Annotated in this window: 19 protein-coding genes; 14 read left to right on the forward strand and 5 right to left on the reverse strand. The window is 61.7% G+C overall.

Annotation, left to right across the window (positions count from 1 at the left end; all coding sequences use genetic code 11):
• Positions 1–12 precede the first annotated feature (12 nt).
• The gene (locus CJ178_RS04680) at positions 13–885 is read right to left on the reverse strand and encodes an SDR family NAD(P)-dependent oxidoreductase (protein WP_095886235.1); all 873 of its coding nucleotides are present in this window, start codon (positions 883–885) and stop codon (positions 13–15) included.
• A gap of 156 nt (positions 886–1041) precedes the next feature.
• On the opposite strand from CJ178_RS04680, the gene CJ178_RS04685 reads away from it, so the two are divergent.
• The 6 genes from CJ178_RS04685 (at position 1042) to CJ178_RS04710 (ending at position 7459) form a co-directional block, all read left to right on the forward strand.
• Entirely contained in the window at positions 1042–1983 is a 942-nt protein-coding gene (locus CJ178_RS04685; protein WP_095886236.1) for a LysR family transcriptional regulator, read from the forward strand.
• 156 nt (positions 1984–2139) lie between these two features.
• Positions 2140–2475, forward strand: a complete 336-nt coding sequence (locus CJ178_RS33045; RefSeq protein WP_095886237.1) for an adenylyl-sulfate kinase — start codon at positions 2140–2142, stop codon at positions 2473–2475.
• Positions 2476–2630: 155 nt separating this feature from the next.
• Positions 2631–5957, forward strand: coding sequence for a protein kinase domain-containing protein (locus CJ178_RS04695; RefSeq protein WP_095887836.1), 3327 nt, complete (start codon positions 2631–2633; stop codon positions 5955–5957).
• 154 nt (positions 5958–6111) lie between these two features.
• Positions 6112–6555, forward strand: a complete 444-nt coding sequence (locus CJ178_RS04700) for a hypothetical protein (protein ID WP_095886238.1) — start codon at positions 6112–6114, stop codon at positions 6553–6555.
• A 73-nt stretch (positions 6556–6628) separates the two neighbouring features.
• Positions 6629–6970, forward strand: a complete 342-nt coding sequence (locus tag CJ178_RS04705; protein ID WP_095886239.1) for an ArsR/SmtB family transcription factor — start codon at positions 6629–6631, stop codon at positions 6968–6970.
• A 3-nt stretch (positions 6971–6973) separates the two neighbouring features.
• Positions 6974–7459 carry an SRPBCC family protein gene (locus CJ178_RS04710; RefSeq protein ID WP_095886240.1) on the forward strand — a complete coding sequence of 162 codons (486 nt, stop codon included), beginning with the start codon at positions 6974–6976 and terminating at the stop codon, positions 7457–7459.
• 12 nt (positions 7460–7471) lie between these two features.
• On the opposite strand, the gene CJ178_RS04715 is transcribed toward CJ178_RS04710, so the two are convergent.
• The 3 genes from CJ178_RS04715 to CJ178_RS04725 form a co-directional block, all read right to left on the reverse strand.
• Positions 7472–8893, reverse strand: a complete 1422-nt coding sequence (locus tag CJ178_RS04715) for a DUF1214 domain-containing protein (protein WP_218833716.1) — start codon at positions 8891–8893, stop codon at positions 7472–7474.
• Positions 8894–9069: 176 nt separating this feature from the next.
• Positions 9070–10494 carry an ABC transporter substrate-binding protein gene (locus tag CJ178_RS04720; protein WP_095887837.1) on the reverse strand — a complete coding sequence of 475 codons (1425 nt, stop codon included), beginning with the start codon at positions 10492–10494 and terminating at the stop codon, positions 9070–9072.
• A gap of 524 nt (positions 10495–11018) precedes the next feature.
• Positions 11019–11426, reverse strand: a complete 408-nt coding sequence (locus tag CJ178_RS04725) for an SRPBCC family protein (RefSeq protein ID WP_095886242.1) — start codon at positions 11424–11426, stop codon at positions 11019–11021.
• Between the two features lie 473 nt (positions 11427–11899).
• Here CJ178_RS04725 and CJ178_RS04730 point away from each other — a divergent pair, with 473 nt between their 5' ends.
• The 5 genes from CJ178_RS04730 (at position 11900) to aroQ (ending at position 16065) form a co-directional block, all read left to right on the forward strand.
• A complete protein-coding gene (locus CJ178_RS04730) occupies positions 11900–12457 on the forward strand; it encodes a hypothetical protein (protein ID WP_095886243.1) in 558 nt (185 codons plus the stop codon).
• 322 nt (positions 12458–12779) lie between these two features.
• Positions 12780–13967 (forward strand): chorismate synthase, encoded by a 1188-nt coding sequence (gene aroC, locus CJ178_RS04735; protein ID WP_095886244.1) that lies wholly within the window; start codon positions 12780–12782, stop codon positions 13965–13967.
• A gap of 28 nt (positions 13968–13995) precedes the next feature.
• Positions 13996–14505 (forward strand): shikimate kinase, encoded by a 510-nt coding sequence (locus CJ178_RS04740; RefSeq protein WP_033232167.1) that lies wholly within the window; start codon positions 13996–13998, stop codon positions 14503–14505.
• Positions 14506–14530: 25 nt separating this feature from the next.
• Positions 14531–15640: a 3-dehydroquinate synthase gene (gene aroB / locus CJ178_RS04745; RefSeq protein ID WP_033232166.1), complete on the forward strand. Its 1110-nt coding sequence runs from the start codon at positions 14531–14533 to the stop codon at positions 15638–15640.
• Positions 15637–16065, forward strand: coding sequence for a type II 3-dehydroquinate dehydratase (gene aroQ / locus CJ178_RS04750; RefSeq protein ID WP_033232165.1), 429 nt, complete (start codon positions 15637–15639; stop codon positions 16063–16065). Before aroB ends, aroQ begins: the two co-directional genes overlap by 4 nt.
• 76 nt (positions 16066–16141) lie before the next feature.
• On the opposite strand, the gene CJ178_RS04755 is transcribed toward aroQ, so the two are convergent.
• Positions 16142–16750 (reverse strand): B-4DMT family transporter, encoded by a 609-nt coding sequence (locus tag CJ178_RS04755; RefSeq protein ID WP_033232164.1) that lies wholly within the window; start codon positions 16748–16750, stop codon positions 16142–16144.
• Positions 16751–16861: 111 nt separating this feature from the next.
• Between CJ178_RS04755 and CJ178_RS04760 the strand changes: the two genes are divergently transcribed.
• Genes CJ178_RS04760 through nusB form a run of 3 tightly spaced genes read left to right on the forward strand, consistent with a single transcriptional unit; the run spans position 16862 to position 19054 of the window.
• Complete coding sequence (locus tag CJ178_RS04760; RefSeq protein ID WP_095886245.1) at positions 16862–17956, forward strand: M24 family metallopeptidase; 1095 nt, start codon at positions 16862–16864, stop codon at positions 17954–17956.
• A 35-nt stretch (positions 17957–17991) separates the two neighbouring features.
• Positions 17992–18555 carry an elongation factor P gene (gene efp / locus CJ178_RS04765; RefSeq protein ID WP_033232162.1) on the forward strand — a complete coding sequence of 188 codons (564 nt, stop codon included), beginning with the start codon at positions 17992–17994 and terminating at the stop codon, positions 18553–18555.
• A gap of 1 nt (position 18556) precedes the next feature.
• Entirely contained in the window at positions 18557–19054 is a 498-nt protein-coding gene (gene nusB / locus CJ178_RS04770; protein ID WP_045067672.1) for a transcription antitermination factor NusB, read from the forward strand.
• Positions 19055–19201: the final 147 nt, after the last annotated feature.

The following is a 19201-nucleotide window of genomic DNA, read 5'->3' on the forward strand; positions in this document are numbered from 1 at the left end:
CACGAGCGCGACTCAGTTCATGAACTGCCCGCCGGCCACATCAATGGTCTGGCCGCACATGTAATCGGCAGCTTCCGTAGCCAAGTACGCAACCATGTTGGCAATCTCCTCGGGCAGACCTACCCTGCCGAGTTGCACGTAATTGTCTATCGCCTCCACGATGGCGCCACGTGCAGCGCGCTCCCTGTCGTTCTGAGGATCGAGGAGGTACTCCCTCATGTCTGGTTTGATCATGATGCCCGGAGCTACACCCAACACGTTGACACCGCGAGGCGCCATTTCATGCGCGAGGTTACGGGTAAACCCGATCACGCCGGCTTTAGCGGCGTTGTAGACAACCAGACCGCGGTGCTGCATTCGCCCTCCGACGGCCCCGATGTTGATGATCTTGCCCGATCCTTGCGGCAGCAGATATTCAAGCGCTGCGTGCGCGCCATACATCATCATTGTCAGGCTGCCCAGCATCGTGTGGTCGATATCTTCCTTCGTATGTTGTTCGAAGGGGCCGGCAACAACCATGACGGGGTTGTTGACCATGATGTCGAGTCCGCCGAGTGCGGCATGACTATCCCTTACCGCCCGATGAACCTGATCCCAATCCGACATGTCAGCAGCGATCGGCACGGTGTTCACACCCCATCGCTGTTCGATCTCCTTCGCCCGCCGCTCCACTTTCTCGAAAGTCCGGCCGACCAGTGCGATATCTGCACCGAGTCCGGCAAGGCGATTTGCGACGGCCTGACCCAAACCATCGCCACCGGCGCCGATCACAATCGCCTTCTTGCCGGTCAGGTCCATTAGTTCGGTCACGCGTTTCCCGACAATATGGGTGGGCAACCGATCGAAACCCATGACATCGGACCAGTCCCGCTCCAGTCCCTCCATTGAGGTCTCCTCTCATCGTTTCGGTGGTGGAAGCCGAATACATTCCGTTGGGACTCCGTTGTAGCGAGGCTATGACAGCAGTCACATTCAATGCCAATACCGATTTCAGGCATTGAGTCATATCAAACTGCTATGGCTGGCAGAATTGGATCGACCATGGACACGCATCGACTCAAATACTTTCTGTGTATCGCCGACGAAGGCTCGATGACTCGTGCCGCGAGCGTGCTCGGGATCGCTCAGCCGGCATTGAGCCGTCAGGTGCGTCGTCTCGAAGATGATCTCGGTGTGACACTCTTTGTCCGGACCGCTCGCGGGATGCAGTTGACCGAAGAGGGCGAACGGTTGCGTGCGAGCACTTCCGCACCATTGCGCCAATTAGAACTCGCGATCCAATACGCCGGGTCTCCCTTGGCACGAGTCGAGCGAGGCTACCGTCTCGGACTGCCGGAGACGGCTGCGGGCATCTTGGCCGCCCCACTGCTGGGGAGCCTGTCTGCGACATTCCCGAACGTGAATTTCTTTGTGACAGTTGCGCCTACAGACAAACTTGTCGAAGAGTTGCTCAAAGATACTCTCGACAGTGCGATTATCAATTCGGTGCCGGACGAGCGCCTGTTCTACAGCGACCTTCTGGTTGAGGATCTTGTCCTCGTCGGTGGGCAGGCGTCGGGTTTACAACCGAATCGTGCAATCAAGTTCGCTGAACTCGCGGGCTTTCCACTGGTACTGCCCAGCTCTCGAACTGGCATAGGCAATACCCTCGAGAACACAGCTCTGCGGCTTGACGTTAAGTTCAGCTCTCGATTTGCGACCGACTCACTTCAAGTCGCGAAGGATCTCATCGAAGCGGGTCTTGCTTACGGCGTCCTACCGCTATCTGCGTGCGGTATCGAGATCGAAGCCGGGCGAGTGCGGTGGGCGCCGATATGTGAACCGACACTGAGTCACAAGCTGGGCATGGCCGCAACAGCACAGTTGAAAGTGCCGCGCGGGTTCGGGATCAAGATCGGAGAGATCTTCCATGAAGAAGTGGCGCGCCTGACCAAGTCAGGCAGGTGGCCCGCGCAACTTCTTCCTTCCCGTCATTGGCATTGATCACTCTGATGCGGGCGGACTTCGAGTTCCACATGGGACCACACGCCTACGTGGTTGACTACAGCGCTCTCCTCGCGCGGCTGGAATCGCTCGTGACCCACGCCTGGTGCAAGTACGGCAGCAGTTCGCCTGCAGCGTTTTTGAGGGGACCGGAGCATGAAGTTCGGATCATCGGGATCTGGTCTGTCGACACGTAACGGGTCGACTTCCGAGGTGCTGCGCGAGCTCGCTGATCGTGAAGGCCCGCGACGGGTGGGGGTCCTCGAACCGGCAGAGGTGCCGGTGAATCGAAACGTCCGCTGCTGCACGCACTCTGCGAACCGGGACATGGGCAGCTTCATCTTGATGGACCGATTGGCCGACGCCACGCTCGGCGCCGGGATGCTCCACGCCCAAGGTTTTCACACATATCAATTCGACGGCGACAATGTCCGGCACGGTGTGAACAAAGACCTCGGTTTCACCGACTTTCGAGCTGAGAGTGTCGTTTGAACGTGGCTGGATTGCTAGGTGAGGCCCGTAAGCAATAGGACATCGTCGCGCCCGTCGGGCATATCCTAGGTAAGTCATTTCGAGATGAGTGCAAGCGTCGTGCGCCTTCTCCCTGACCGAAGTCGCGAGGGCGGTGTGGTGAGATGGACGACCCGATGGCCGACTCCGATCCGCTCGCGACTCAACGTGCCGCTCAACGTGCCGCGGTCCCGACGATTACCGAGGAGTTGAGCGCGGCCGGATTCGACGAGGCGCAGGAGATCGGGCGCGGCGGGTTCGGTGTGGTCTACCGATGCGTGCAGTCCTCGCTCGACCGTAGTGTGGCCGTGAAGGTCCTCACCGCCGACCTCGATGACGAAGTGCAGGCGCGCTTCGTTCGTGAACAGCGGGCGATGGGACGCCTGACGGGGCACCCGAACATCGTGGGAGTGCTGGAGGCGGGCGTTACCGAAAGAAATCGCCCCTACATTGTGATGCTCTACCACCCGCGTGACTCGTTGGAAACCCGAATTCGCCGCGATGGCCCGCTCGAACCAGCCGAGGCGCTTCGCCTCGGCGTGAAGATGGCCGGTGCTCTCGAGAGCGCACACCGCCATGGCATCATCCACCGCGACGTCAAACCCGCAAACATCCTGCTCACCGATTACGGCGAGCCGGCGCTCACCGACTTCGGCATCGCCCACATCTCGGGAGGATTCAAGACCACCACCGGCACGGTCACCGGATCTCCGGCGTTCACTGCCCCCGAAGTGCTCGGAGGTGACCCACCGAGCGCTGCCTCCGACATCTACGGTCTCGGCGCCACCTTGTTCTGCGCCGTCACCGGTCATGCCGCTTTCGAACGTCGCAGCGGCGAGCAAGTGGTGGCGCAGTTTCTTCGGATCACCACAGAGCCCGTCCCGAATCTGCGTGAGCAAGGCATCGATGAGGACGTGAGCGCGGTCATCGAGCGGGCGATGTCCCGCGATTCGCAAGAACGCCCCGCATCTGCTGCGAGTTTCGGCGACGAACTGCGACAGGTCCAGGTCGCCAAGGGCTTTGCTGTTGACGACATGGCTTTGTTGTCTGGACCGGATCATCCACGGCAAGAAGGGGATTCGCCTCACGCACCTTCGATCAGCGGAGAGTTTTCGTCGGCTCGACCGCATAACCACGCGGGGCGGGCCGTGCGGAGTTCGACCGGAGAGTTACCTCTCGAGCTCACTAGTTTCGTCGGGCGTCGCCGTGAGTTGATCGAGACCAGGGCGAGGCTGTCGGTCTCGCGTTTGTTGACCTTGACCGGAATAGGCGGCGTGGGTAAGACACGTCTCGCGTTGCACGTGGCAGCGGAAATGCGCGGCGGATTCAGTGATGGAATGTGTCTGGTCGAGCTTGGCGAGTTGCGCGACGGGTCGTTGCTGGTGGACGTGGTGGCCACCGCGTTGGGAGTACGAAATCCGTCTGCGCGCCCGCTCGAAGACGTACTGGTGGAGTTTCTCGCCTCGCGGAATCTCCTACTGGTACTGGACAATTGCGAGCAGGTGGTCGACGAGGCCGCCGCGCTGGTCGGCACGTTGCTGCGCACCTGCTCGGATCTACGAATATTGGCCACGAGTCGCGAGCCGCTCAGTATCGGCGGGGAATCGGTGCTCCAGGTTCCACCGTTGACGGTTCCTTCCTGGGAGGGCAATCCTTCCCTGCGGGCGATGGCCCGCTTCGATGCGGTGAGCTTGTTCGAGGATCGGGCGGCCGCAGCAGTGCCGGGATTCGAACTCACCGAAGACAATAGAGTCGCGGTGGCCAGGATCTGCCATCATCTCGACGGCTTGCCACTGTCGATCGAGCTGGCGGCAGCACGACTGCGGGCAATGTCGATCGACCAGATTGTGGAGCGGCTGACCGACCGGTACTCGTTACTGACTCGCGGTCCCCGCGGTGTGCCACCACGCCAGCAGACGTTGCGGCTGTCGATCGACTGGAGTTACGAGCTGTGCACCGCGCAGGAACAACGGCTGTGGGCGCGCCTGTCAGTGTTCGCGGGCAGCTTCGAACTCGACGCCGTACAAGAAATCTGCGCAGAAGATCGGGATTCGGCAGAAGTGATCGACACAGTGACTTCCCTGATCGACAAATCCATCCTTGCGCGTGAGCAGGTCGGGGAAGTGGTGAGGTACAGGATTCTCGAGACGTTACGTGCCTACGGTAGGGAGAAGATCGGGCCGGCCGATGAGTACACGGCGTTGCGGCGCCGTCATCGTGACTGGTACCTGAAGATGGTGCTGGATGCGGAGGCCGACTGGATCGGTCCGCGGCAGTTGGAACTGATCGAGCGACTGGACCGAGAGCAACCGAACCTGCGTGAGGCAATGGAGTTCAGTGCGACTGAATCTGGTGACGACGGGATCGTGGCCGAGGTGCGAATTGCGGTCGCCCTATTCCCTTTCTGGGTTTCGCGCGGTCGCCACAGTGAAGGACGGCACTGGCTCGACCGCGTGCTGGCTGACCAGTCGCGCGTTCCGGCCCTGGAACGAATCAGAGCCCTGTACGCCAATGCTCTGCTCGCCGGCATGCAAGGCGATTTGCCGGTGGGGAACGCGCTGGTCGACGAGGGACTGGCGTTGGCTGAACAACTAGCAGACCCCGCGACGGACGCGCTCATCGCTGCGGCAGGCGGAATGCTGGCGCTCTACGGCGGTGATCTGTCCACGGCACGAGCACGGCTGAGCGACGCCCGCGAGTGGTACGACGCTCGAGCCGAGGTATCGCGAGTAGGCATTGCGGTCCTGCAGGCGCTGGGATGGACCTTCGAATTGCAGGGCGACGCGACTTGGGCCACGGCCTGCCATGAACAGGTGCTCGCGATAACCGAGTCGCGTCGGGAATCTGTGTATCGGTCGTACTCGTTGTGGGCAACCGGAGTCGCCGTGTGGCGACAGGGCGACGGCGCACGTGCCGCTCGGCTCTTGGAGCAGGGCCTTCGGCTGACGTGGCTGGTTGATGACCCGCTCATAGCTGCCGCTGACCTCGAGGCACTGGCGTGGATCGCGAGCGAGCGGCGCGAAGCAGCGCGCGCTGCCGTCCTATTGGGAGCCGCCGAGTCGTTGCGGCGGGCAGTGGGTAGCTCCACCGTCCTGTACCTCCAACTCCTTGCTCACCATGAGCAGTGTGAGCAGCTTGCCCGTCGTGCGCTGGGGAAGCGAGCGTTCGAGACGGATCACCGCAAGGGGAGGGCTCTGAGTTTCAGCGACGCGGTCGCTTACGCCCTCCGAGAGCAGTCGCCGGTTGCAACGACCTCCGTGGACGCCGTCCTGACAAAACGCGAACGGCAGGTTGCCCGCCTTGTGGCCCAAGGGCTGACCAACAAGGCGATTGCCGCCCAACTCGTGATTTCGCAGCGAACCGCTCAGGGGCATGTCGAGCATATTCTCGTCAAACTCGGCTTTACCTCACGAGCTCAGATTGCTGCCTGGGTCGTTGAGCGCGCGCGCGACGCTCCGGCCTGACCCTCAACCTCGAGGGTTTGACGGACCATGTGATGAAGTCCAGTTCAGTTGCGCGCCTTGAATTGTGGTGACGTGGTGCATCGCACGACGACTTCGCGGGCGAGTCGGCTTCGGTGCGCAGTAACACTCCGGCGCATTAAACCGACCTTTTGGTATGAGGGCTTCCCGTGCTACCCGAGTTTCCTCGCTTGCCGTGGTTGTTTGCGCAGCGGTCGCCGCGTGGTTTGCCCCGACTGCTTCAGCCGAGGTCGTCGACGTCACGGTAGTTCCTGGACTCGGTGGCGGCCCGACAATCCCGTATGGCGCCGGGTGCACGTACCTGGTGGTGGCGAAGACGGCCGCTTCCTCGGAGCCTGGCGTTTCCATTGTCGACTTCAACCGTGCGTCGACGTTCTTTCCGCAGGAACTTATCTGGGACACGATCAATCCCTATTACCTATCTCCGGTGATTCTCGGTCATGCGTTTACTTTGTGGACTCCTACTGCCCCTGGCGAGCATTCTCTGATGGCATACCAGACGTCGGCAGGTGGACCGATCGACACGGTGACGGTGAACCCGGGTGTGCCGTTCGGGCCCGGTTGCATCGTCGCGCCCTGACGGTAATCCCGGGTGAGCCTATGGGCGTGGCCAGGGGTCGACATCTACAACCAGTTGGTTGTACGTTGGTGGTGTGAACGGAGATGACGAGGACCGCGCGGACGCACTGTTCCGTGCGCTGTCAGACCGGACGCGGCGGGACATCATGCGCCGTGTGCTGGCCGGGGAGCACTCGGTTTCTGCGCTCGCTGCGAAGTACGACATGAGCTTCGCTGCGGTGCAGAAGCATGTCGCCGTGTTGGAGAAGGCCGGCCTCATCACCAAGCGACGCAGCGGTCGAGAGCATCTCGCCAGCGGCGACGTGACGGCGTTGCGGTCGGTGGCGGCCATGCTCACCGAGTTGGAGCAAGTGTGGCGCGGCCGCATCGGACGTATTGACGAACTTATCGCACTCGACTCGCCCAAGGAGGGCTGAACCATGCCTGTGACGGACGTCCAGCAGGACATAGACACCCGAACGCTGACAATTGTCGCGGAATTCGCCGCGCCGGTGGAACGTATCTGGCAGGTCTACGCCGACCCACGCCAGTTGGAGAAGGTGTGGGGCCCACCGACTTACCCGGCGACCGTGGTGGAGCACAACCTCGCGCCGGGAGGTCGCACGACCTACTTCATGACAGGCCCGGACGGTGAGAAGTATGCAGGATATTGGCAGATTACGGCTACCGACGAACCGACGAGCTTCTCGTTCGACGACGGCTTTGCCGACGAGGATTTCAACAAGAATCCCGAGTTGCCGGTTTCGAAGAACGTCTTCACTTTCACCGAGCACGACGGTGGCACGCGCGCGACTTACGTGAGCACCTACGAGTCCGCCGAGGCGTTGCAGCAGGTGCTTGACATGGGTGTCGTTGAAGGCGCCTCGTTGGCGATCAACCAGATCGACGATCTGGTCGCTTCCTGAGCGGCGACAGTGTTACCGGATTTCGTCGAAGTCTGGGAGTGACCAGGATTTGTCGAAGAAGGGCTCGGTGGCCGCGTACATGCGGAAGTAGACGAACCAGCCGTCCTCGGCAACCGTCTTCATCCAGTTGTTGTCGGCTGTTTCGGGTGCCGACGGACCGATGTAGAGGTCGATGCTGCCATCTTCGTTGAAGTCCAACATCTCGTCCCGGCTGTCCAGGCTGACACTGCGAATGTCATTGCCGCCGTTCTCATACGGCCGACGTGTGTTCTCGCTGTAGAGAGTGAGAGACCAGAACTGTGCGACGGGTACGTCGGCGGGCACGTGCAGGCGATAGGTCCGGTCGGCGCGCACCAGGCGACCCTCGCTGTCCCGCTTCGAGGTCAGGTAGACCTGCCCGACACCGGGAGTTGGGTGAACCATGCCCTTGGTGGTCGTGACTGCCTCGTAGAACAGTGTGGCGCGCTGATCGAGTTGCAGAATTGTGTCGGTCTCCTGTTCGATCTCGAAGTCGATGAGTTTGTACCAGCTCGTTCCTGCCCAGTAGGGGGTCGTGTGCCGCGGGTTGACCTGCATGGTGCGGACCAGCAACTCGCCGAGCGCGGCGCCCTCGAGGAGAAGCCGCTGCTGGCGCTCATCAGGTGCAAACGATTCGCCTTTGACGATACCCAGGGGCTCGAGCATCGCCATCAGGGCTTTGTCGACTTCTCGGACAGGTTCTTCACCCAATACCGTCGCGAGGTCCTCCCAATAGCCGAGGCCGCGCGATGGTGTTGCGCTCCATTCGGTATCGACCCCTTCGATGAAGTTCACGGGTGTGGGCGCGGAACCGACGCGCGCGAGAGCGAGGCCTCGTTTTGACGAGGCCATCACGTCCGCGTCCTGGGTGAGCACCCGGAACGCAATAAAGATATTGACTGTCGCCGAACGTGCCACATATCGCCCGGAGTCCTCGAACGGTGCGGCATCGTCGTTCGGGCCGAGGATGACGTAGCCGCCACCCTTGCCTTGGTCAGGCCCGGTCAGGCCGAGATCGACCACTGGTCGCTGCCAGAAGTCCAGGACGCCGCCCGCGGTTGGGCCGGCGGGGTAGTCGATGAGAACCGGTCCGTCAGCGAGAGTGCTGAAATTGATGATGTACGGCGTGGTGAGGTTTGCAGTGACGATCCCTCGCTTCTCCCGTAAAGTCTCGTACACGACGAAGTCGCCGAAGTTGTTGGCGCCAAACGTTTTTGCTGCGCGGTCGCGCCAGGTGACGAACCCGACGAGCGGAAGCGCCCACAGATAGGCCTGGGCGGCGCGCTGTACATCTAGTTGGTCGAAGAGTAATTCGGCGGACGCGTCGGTCGGGAATGTGTGCTTGAGTTCGATTGTGCCGAACGAGGTATTGATGACTTCGTCACCGGTCAACCGTGCATCGCGAAGGGTGGACATACTCCGTACCTTTCGTCCCAGGTCTCGATCCGGGCAAATACGACGGATCGTCGTGGGGACGCTACCTGTAGGAAGCCGCTGACATGGTCGATCAGCCAGTGCTGCGCCGGATCGTTTGCCGATCGTCACATATGACCGCCGGTGGCACTCGATGAGCGCCACCGGCGTCCTGCGAATTAGGCCTGCGGCTTGATCACGTTCGCGTTGAGGTACTTCGTGGAGATTCGATCGGCATCCAGATCGGTGCCCCAGATGCTCTTGTCGTTGGCGATGAGGTACTTGGGGTCGCACTTGAATTCGCCGGCTGTCGCCGGGAATACCTGCGAGTATTCGGCGCCCTTCAGCGCTGTCATCAGGCCGCAGGTAGCCGGCATGTTCTTGCCCGGATCGGTAACAGCGTGCAATCCGCCGCCGTCCCAGTCGTGGATCGACGACAGTTCGTTGACCATGCACTGGCGCGTCAGGTCGCTGCCGCACTCATCCGCCGCGGTGGCCCAGAGCAGGAACGACGATGCAGCCTGCATACCGAGGAGTGCCGTCTTGCCGCCACCTGCGGATACCAGGTCGGAGTACTGCTTCACAGCCGGAACCTTGTCGGCATTCTCGAGCATCTGGAAAATCATGTCTGCGTTCAGGTTGTCGAGCAGTCCGGTGTCCTTGTTCCAGGCCGAAACAGCCTCGCCGTACCAGGTGGCCTCACCGAAGAAGATCGGGTCCATACCGACCTGATCGAGAGACTTGACGAAGTTCAGCTCGGCCGGGCTGGCCGAACGCGAGGTCCAGATACCCTTGACGCCACATTCCTTGAACTTCTCGGCAAACGGCACGTAGCTGGATTCGCCCTCGTAGTTCAGGGTCACGCCGCAGTCCTTGAGCTTGAAGCCCGCAGCCGCGGCCATCGCGCGTGTCTTGGTGGTGGAGTTGATGATTGCCGGCATCGTGCTGTTGACGACGTCGAAGTCGTTCAGCAGGTCCGGGTGCATCTCGGCCATCTGGAACCATGCTGCCGCATTGGAGTAGTCGACGGGCATCGGCACACCCTGGAATGACATCGGACCATTGGTTGCGTCCGGTGACACCGTGAATCCGGGAACGGCAACCATGTTGCAGGCCACACGGGTCTGCTCTGCTGTCTGGTCCATTGCAAATCCGTGACCGACCAACATGAACTGGCTGGCGCAGGCTTCCTGCATGACCGAGTTGGCCTGCGTCATCGCCGCGTCGTAGTCGGTGCCGACAACCTTGCGGCCGTTGATGCCGCCCTGATCGTTGCACCACGAGATGAGCGCGCTGACGGCGTCACTCATCTCCTTGTTGAGGCCTGGGGATTTCACGTAGCCGCGGTCGTCGCCGAAGCCGATCTTGATCTCGGTGTCGCTGACACCTTGATCTGTCGCGCCCTTCGCATCTCCGTCGCCGCACGGCGAGGCAAGGGTTCCGAACTTGGCATCGGAACTCTTCGACGCAACGTCGGCCGTCGCAACGGATGCACCGTTCGACGTCGCTGACGGGTCGTCGCCACGAGCACCGGAACAGGCGGACACCAGAGCGGCGGTGGCGGCAAGCGCCACAACCAGCTTCGTGGTCTTGTTGGGCTTCACTTCGAGGTTCTCCTTTTGCAGACGGCACAGCAGTTCACAGGCGGCACTGCCTGGGCAGTTGCACTGAGAGCCGTAGATAATCAGCGATCGGACAATGTCGAATGCGACTTCCCGATGGGTGAGATACGAAAGTGAAGTGCGACACAGAGCGATGGCTTTTGTGGCTCTGGTCATGCTTTTTCGGCCTGTTTCAGCCTCGAACCGTCGTGCGGGGTCCCTGAACCCGGTATTGGGTGACGGGATCTTTCAACCCCGGTCACCGCGCCTCGGATTTCCGGGGCGCGGTGGTGGATTACATGCCCGAGCCGCCGGAGAGCATCGCGATCGTCAGGAGGATGCCGCCGACAATTCCCACCAGTGGGCTGTCGCTGTTGAGTAGCCAGTCGTTAAGGGATCCCATGGAGTACCTCTCTTGTCTTGTTCAGTTGTCGAGCCGAGCCTATCGACGGATCGTGTCCGACATGTCGCTTTCTGTTGATATCGGGATGTGAGGTGCTTCGATGTGGGACAAGAGAACTCGAGGCTTATCGGATGGCCTCCATTGTCTGTTTGAAGATGCCCAGGCCGTGTTCCATTGCGGCGCCCATCGCAGTGGCGAGGTCATCCGGTTGTACGTCGTGGATCCACACGAATCGGCTGCGCCCGTCGCTGTGGGGGAAGACTTGCATCGACGCGTTGTCGTGTGTCGGCGCCATGGTGCCACCGATGACGGAGTAGGCGAGTCGGCGCGATTGGTCGTCGAGCGCGATGCGCCGTTCACGCACGACGGTTCCGTCTGCGAAAGTGGCGATCCTGATTTCGGGCTCTTCGAGTTTGCTGTTGATCACGAATCCCGGCGCCATCCGAACGGGCCCGTCAGCGAAGTCGCTGATAACCGCCCACACGTCTGCAGGGTCAGCATCGATAACGATCTCTTTCTGCACAGAGGCCATTTTCTGCTCTTTTCTGTAGAGGGCGCCCTGGTCGCTTCTGGAAACCACGTTACGAGGCAGCTAGGACAACTACTGACCTAATTGTCGGCTGTGCTGAGTTGGTCGAGGAGCTTGTCCAAGAACTCGTGTTCTTCGACGACGAGGTCATCATCGAGTTGGGCTCGGATCCAGCTGTTGGGGAAACTGCTCCGGTGCAGTAAGTGAGAGCCGTACCGCGTCGGGGAGGATGACTTCATGTGTTCCGCTGGGCCATCGGACGCCATTTGTCTGGCGAAACCGTAGACCTCTGTGGTGCGGTTGGAGCATCCGGCTGTGGGTCTGAATTAGCCGGAAGGTGGGAAGGACAGGTGCAGCGTTTCCCCGGAACGTCCCCGCGGGGACGTTCCGGGACCGTATGTAAACGGGTACCGTCCCTGATATCGCGCGTTCACAGGATCAGTCGACATCAACCCCAGTTGAGGAGTTCTCGGCGGATGGATGAAATGAGCGGCTGGGTCATGGCGGAGTATCGATCGATCTGCTTAGTCGATGACCCACCGGTCGGGTTGGATGTCACATCCGCCGAGGACGTCGACGACTACCTGCCACCGCCGGATTCCCCGGAAGGATTCGATCTGGTCATCGCGGCCCCGGGCATCGTCACAGTCACCACAGGCGTCATGCGTGGCAGGGTCCATCTGACAGTTCAGGTACTCGATAGCGAGCCACGCGATCTCGCAACGGGTAACTGGGAAACAGTGGAAGAGATTGGGTTCCGGGCACTGAGCGCGTATACACGCGCAGCGGCCGGCACTTATTACCCCTTTGTGGCCTCATCGCCTGGCACCTTTGAAGAATCGGTTACTCCGACTGGCGCGGGTTTTTACCGTGTGCGCGCTCACGAGGTGAACCGGGGAAATGCTTTGGGTGAGCATCGAGACGACGGCGATCCTCCGACCGAGGAGCGGTTTCTTCTCCAAGTTTGGCCCACGGGCACCGAGAACGAGGATCACCGCCGGATCACCGGGCGGGAGCCACCCTTGTTGCTTTGACCTTTCGCTACGGAGTAAGCGGTATCTGAGCGATCACCCGCGCCGATACGCGCGGGATGCGCTTGTGGATTTCAGGGCGTCCCCGCGGGGACGTTCCGGGACCGTGCCTTTACGTTTACGTTCGAGGTGTCGTGGTGGATGGGGCTGGCACCCGATGTTCGTGGCGACCCGTCGGAGGGGCCGTCAACCCTTCAACTGCGTTCGAGGAGACTTGGAGGACGTCACACACTCAACGCCCCTTCCGGTGTGACATCGAGCAATCGGGCAGAGGTCGAAGGACCACTGTCACAACCACAGTCCGCGACGTGGAAAGATAGTCGTCGTGCTGCGTTGGATAACTGCTGGAGAATCCCATGGTCCCGCCCTCGTCGCGATGCTCGAGGGCATGGTTGCGGGGGTCGAAGTGACCTCTGAGGCCATCTCGTCCGAACTTGCCCGTCGTCGACTCGGCTATGGCCGTGGCGCGCGGATGAAGTTCGAGGCCGACAAGGTCACCATCATCGGTGGTGTCCGCCACGGCTTTACGCTCGGTGGCCCCGTTGCCATCGAAATCGGCAACACCGAGTGGCCGAAGTGGGAAACCATCATGTCCGCCGACCCGGTCGATCCGGATCTGCTCGCCGATCAGGCCCGTAATGCACCGTTGACGCGTCCGCGTCCCGGCCACGCCGATTACAGCGGCATGCTCAAGTACGGCTTCAATGACGCCCGTCCCATTCTCGAGCGTGCGAGTGCTCGTGAGACCGCTGCCCGTGTTGCTGCCGGAACCGTGGCTCGCTCTTTCCTGCGTCAGGTGTTCGGCGTCGATGTTGTCTCGCACGTCATCTCCATCGGTGCATCCGAGCCCTATGTCGGACCGGTTCCTGAGGGCAAGGATCTGGACGCGATCGACGCGAGCCCGGTCCGCGCTTTCGACAAGGCCGCCGAAGAGTCGATGATCGCCGAAATCGAAGCGGCTAAGAAGGACGGCGACACCCTCGGTGGCGTCGTCGAGGTTGTCATTCACGGCCTGCCTGTCGGTATCGGAACGTTTGTCAGCGGCGCCGAGCGTCTCGACGCGCGACTTGCTGCTGCCCTCATGGGAATTCAGGCCATCAAGGGAGTCGAGGTTGGCGACGGTTTCGAGACCGCGCGTCGCCGCGGCAGCGAAGCTCACGACGAGATCCGCCCCGGCCCGGACGGCATTGTCCGTTCCACCAACCGCGCAGGCGGTATCGAAGGCGGCATGACCAACGGCGAGGCATTGCGGGTTCGCGCCGCGATGAAGCCGATCTCAACGGTGCCGCGCGCATTGGCGACGGTCGACATGGAAAGCGGTGAAGAGGCAGTTGCCATCCATCAGCGCAGTGACGTCTGCGCGGTTCCGGCTGCCGGTGTCGTTGCGGAATCCATGGTTGCGCTTGTTGTCGCTCAAGCCGCACTCGAAAAGTTCGGCGGTGATTCCATTGCCGAGACCACAGCGAACTACCGGCGCTACGCCGACGGTATCGCAGCCCGACCGCCTCGCTGAGAGCGTCCGAGCGGAAGGTCCTGCCACGATGAAACCGAAAGCTGTACTTATCGGGCCACCCGGCGCTGGTAAGTCGACCATCGGCCGTCGTATCGCGCAGGCGTTGGAACTCGACCTGGTTGACACTGACGCCGAGATCGAAAAGACGACCGGACGGACGATTCCCGACATCTTCACGCACGACGGCGAGCCACGCTTTCGTGAGATCGAGGAAGATGTGGTTCGGGAAGCGTTGGCCAGCACGGACGGCATTGTCTCGCTCGGTGGCGGTGCGATCTTGTCGGAGCGCACGCGCGCATTGCTCGACGGTCACACCGTGATCTATCTCGAGATCAGTGTTGCCGAAGGGCTGCGCCGGACAGGTGCCAACAATCACCGACCGCTTCTGGCGGGCGGCGATCCCAAGGTGAAATATCAGGAATTGATGCGGCGTCGGCGTCCGTTGTACCGGCGCGCCGCCACCATCCGGATACGCACCGACGGTCGGAGTCCGTCGCGCGTCGTCGCGCAGTTGGTATCCAAACTTGAAGACAAATGATCAACCGGAGCGGAGCAGTGGAGCAGTGACCGAACCCGTAGTTGTAGAGGTGAAGACCGCAAGTCCTTACCCGGTTGTGATCGGGCGCGGTCTGCTCGGCGACATCGTCGCCGAGTTGGAGGGCACGCGGACCGTCGCGATTTTCCATCAGCCACCGCTCGCGGAAACCGCTGAGGCCGTGCGCGGCGCATTGGCGGAGAAGGGAATCGACGCGCATCGCATCGAGATCCCGGACGCCGAGGACGGCAAGGATCTGGCTGTGGCCGGCTTCTGCTGGGACGTGTTGGGACGTATCGGCCTGACCCGCAGCGACGCGATCATGAGCCTCGGCGGCGGCGCCGCGACAGACCTCACCGGTTTTGTGGCAGCAACATGGATGCGCGGCGTCAAGGTTGTGCACGTTCCGACCACATTGCTGGCGATGGTCGACGCGGCAGTGGGCGGCAAGACGGGCATCAACACCGAAGCCGGCAAGAACCTCGTCGGTGCGTTCCACGAACCGGGCGCGGTGTTCATCGATCTCGCGACTCTCGAGACGGTGCCGCATAACGAGATCGTCGCCGGTTTGGCAGAGGTCATCAAGACGGGCTTCATTTCCGACCCTGTCATCCTGGACCTGATCGAGGCAGACCCGAAGGCTGCACTGGATCCGTCGGGAACTGTTCTGCCCGAACTGATTCGACGTTCCGTCGAGGTCAAGGCCAAGGTTGTCGCAGCCGATCTTCGCGAGTCGGATCTGCGCGAAATCCTCAATTACGGACACACTCTGGCGCACGCGATCGAGCGTCGTGAGCAGTACAAGTGGCGTCACGGCGCCGCTGTGTCGGTAGGCCTGGTGTTCGCTGCCGAATTGGGTCGCCTGGCCGGGCGCCTCGACGACGCGACAGCCGATCGGCACAAGTCGATCCTCGAATTGGTGGGGCTCCCGACGTCGTACGACGACGATGCCTTTTCTCAGTTGCTTGCCGGAATGCAGACCGACAAGAAGAACCGTGCCGGACTGCTGCGGTTCGTTGTTCTCGACGGCTTGGCCAAGCCCGGCAGGCTCGAAGGCCCGGATCCGTCGCTGCTGGTTGCGGCGTACTCGGCTATTGCCCGCCCGCCCAGGGCATCCGGCGGAACGGTTCGCCTGTGAAAATCAACGTCGTCAACGGACCGAATCTCGGCCGCCTCGGTAAGCGTCAGCCGGAGGTGTACGGCGCGACCACGCACGACGATCTGGTCGAACTGTGTGTCGCGACCGGTAAGGAATTGGGCGTCGAGGTGGTTGTTCGTCAGAGCGATCACGAAGGCGACCTGCTCGGCTGGATTCACGACGCGGCGGATGCCGGCGAACCGGTAATTCTCAACGCCGGCGGATTGACTCATACCTCGGTCGTATTGCGTGATGCGTGCGTCGAGCTCACCGCCGGTCTGGTCGAGGTTCACATCTCGAATGTTCATGCGCGCGAGGAGTTTCGGCACAATTCTCTCCTCAGTCCTATCGCGGCCGGCGTGATCGTCGGATTGGGTGTTGCCGGATACCCACTGGCGATCAGGTTCCTCGCCGAGCGCGGTTGAAGTACGTAGACACAAGAAACCCACACACGACTGAGGGCTCCGAGGATGATTTCCTCGGAGCCCTCAGTCGTGGACGCTACTGTTCGCGCTTGCCCAGGTCGATGGCGGGAAAGACGGTTGTGTCGGCGTCGGATTCCTCGACCGTCATGGCAGCGCCGCTGTACGCGTGCTGGGTTGTGGGGGAGTCGTAGCCCTCGCTGACGGGGACAGGTTCATGGTGGCGCTCATGCGACGGAGTTTGCGGGGCCGTGCCGTGCTTGCGCTGCTCACGGCTCGTGAAGAACCGGCCGACGGTAACGGCGACCATCGCGGGAACGAAGATGAGCAGAATCGTGAAGGCCGCACCGGCGGTGATTTCGAAGAACAGACCCTGTTGGGTCAGTTCGAGGGCCGGGACGAGGCTCAGGAGCCAGCTGGCTGCGCCGGCGACGAAGCCACCGACAACGGCGGCTTTGAGCCACAGCATCAGGAGGTCTGCACCGTCGTCCGGCTCGGGGAACTGGCGACGATCACGGATCCCGTCGATTCCGCCCCAGATCGCAGCAAGTGCGATGACGATGAACAGGGAGAGCCATCGCAGGGTGGAGCCCTGGAGTGGCCACTGAGCGATCGCCATACCGAGCAATGCGCGAAACACAACATGTATCAGGGCCATGCCGAGGCCACGTACTAACCACGCGTTCATACCTACAGCCTAACTAGAACAGATTCCACTTGTGGCCTAACCCACAATTATTGCTGTAACCGCGCGTTTCGGATTGAGAGGGAGACCGCGACGAGCGGGTAGGTTCGAGTCATGTCAGTTGATCATCGGTCCCGCCGCGATGCCCTCCGTACGCTTCTGGTTGAGCGCGAACTCGACGCGATTCTCGTCACAGACCTTCTGAACATCCGCTACCTCACGGGGTTCACCGGATCGAACGCCGCGCTGGTGGTGAGCGCTCGAGGTGCTGATGGCGACGAGGATACGACAGTAATCTGCACGGACGGTCGTTACGTCACGCAAGTTGCCGAGCAGGTGCCGGATCTGCGGGCCGAAATCGATCGTTCGAGCGCAGCGCATTTGATCGGAACCTTCTCGGGCGACGTCCTGGCTTTCGAGGCGCACGTCGCGACGTTTGCCGAGCACCGATCCTGGACGGAGTCGGCGCCGTCCGTCCGGTTCGAACCGGTGAGCGGGCTTGTCGAGAAACTACGGATGGTCAAGGACGAGCACGAGATCGGATTGTTGCGTGCCGCGTGTGCGGCAGCCGATGATGCGTTGGCGCAGTTGATCACTCGCGGGGGAGTGCGGCCGGGTCGCACCGAACGCGAGGTGGGCCGCGAACTGGAAAACCTCATGTTCGAGAACGGCGCCGACGGAATCTCCTTCGAGACGATCGTGGCAGCCGGATCGAACTCCGCGATTCCGCATCACCGACCCACCGGTGCGGTATTGGCGTCTGGCGACTTCGTGAAATTGGACTTCGGCGCCCAGGTCGGCGGGTATCACTCCGATATGACTCGCACCTACGTACTGGAGACTGTTTCCGATTGGCAACGGGACGTCTACGAACTGGTTGCCAAGTCCCAAGCGGCCGGCTGCGCGGCCCTGGTTCCCGGTGCAGAATGTGCCGCCGTCGACGCTGCGGCACGCTCGGTGATCGACGACGCAGGGTACGGCGAGTTGTTCCTGCACGGCCTCGGACACGGTGTGGGGCTGGAAATCCACGAAGCTCCCGGAATCGGGAAGCTCGGCACCGGTACACTTCTTTCCGGCGCGGCGGTGACCGTCGAGCCGGGCGTGTACTTCTCCGGGCGCGGAGGCGTACGGATCGAGGACACGCTCGTTGTTCGTGAGCAGGGGCCAGAGCTGCTCACACTGACCGCAAAAGACCTTACCGTCATCTGAGACGGTTTCCCGACCCCCTAGGAGACGCGAAGCAAGTGGCTTCCACCAGTGATTTCAAGAACGGTCTGGTTCTGCAGATCGAAGGCCAGCTGTGGACGATTATCGAGTTCCAGCATGTCAAGCCCGGCAAGGGCCCTGCCTTCGTGCGTACCAAGCTCAAGAACGTGCTCTCGGGCAAGGTAGTGGACAAGACGTTCAACGCCGGTGTGAAGGTCGAGACCGCCACGGTCGACCGCCGCGACATGACCTACCTGTACCACGACGGTAGCGACTACATCTTCATGGACGGCGACACCTACGACCAGATTCCGATCAGCGAAACTGTCGTCGGCGAGCAGTCGCGTTTCCTTCTCGAGAACATGGCCGTTCAGGTTGCGACTCACGAGGACGTCCCGCTTTTCGTCGAGCTCCCGGTCACGGTCGAGCTTGTCGTTCAGCACACCGATCCGGGCCTGCAGGGCGACCGCTCCACCGGTGGCACCAAGCCTGCCACCCTCGAGACCGGTGCCGAGATCAACGTGCCGCTGTTCATCAACACCGGTGACAAGCTCAAGGTCGATTCGCGTGACGGTAACTACCTCGGGCGTGTGAATTCCTAAAGTGTCCGGCACTCATAAGAAACTCGGTGCGCGCCACAAGGCGCGCAAGCGTGCTGTCGACTTCCTTTTCGAAGCCGAGGCACGTGACCTCGACCCGGTAGAACTGGCGTCGGAGCGTTCCGATCTGTCCGTCAAGGACGACGCAGTAGCTCCCGTTGCCCCGTACACGGTCACCTTGGTGTCCGGAGTTGCGGAGAACCTCGACCGGATCGATCAGGTCATCTCGTCGCACCTGCAGGACTGGACGCTCGAGCGTCTGCCCGCAGTCGACCGCGCGATTCTGCGTATTGCCGTGTGGGAGCTCTTCCACGCGACGGACGTCCCGCCGGTTGTTGCCGTGGACGAGGCCGTCGAATTGGCAAAGCAGTTGTCGACGGACGACTCGCCCGGATTCGTCAACGGAATCCTCGGCCAGGTTGTCCTCGTAGCTCCGCAGGTTCGTTCAGCCGCTGCGGCGACTTCGCAGCGCGCGCAGGACACCGATTCGGGTACCGAGTAGCTCTACCGTTCCGCGTATTTCAGTACTACCGCCCGCCGTGCGAGCTTAGGTTGTGTGTCTGCACACAACCCGTCATGACGACGGCTCGCGCGGCGGGTTTCAGGTCTGTCGGCTGATAGGGTGGGGAACCGTCAGACATCCTTTAAC

It is taken from the genome of Rhodococcus sp. ACPA4, from assembly GCF_002300185.1.
In the GTDB taxonomy this organism is placed as follows: Bacteria; Actinomycetota; Actinomycetes; order Mycobacteriales; family Mycobacteriaceae; genus Rhodococcus_F; species Rhodococcus_F globerula.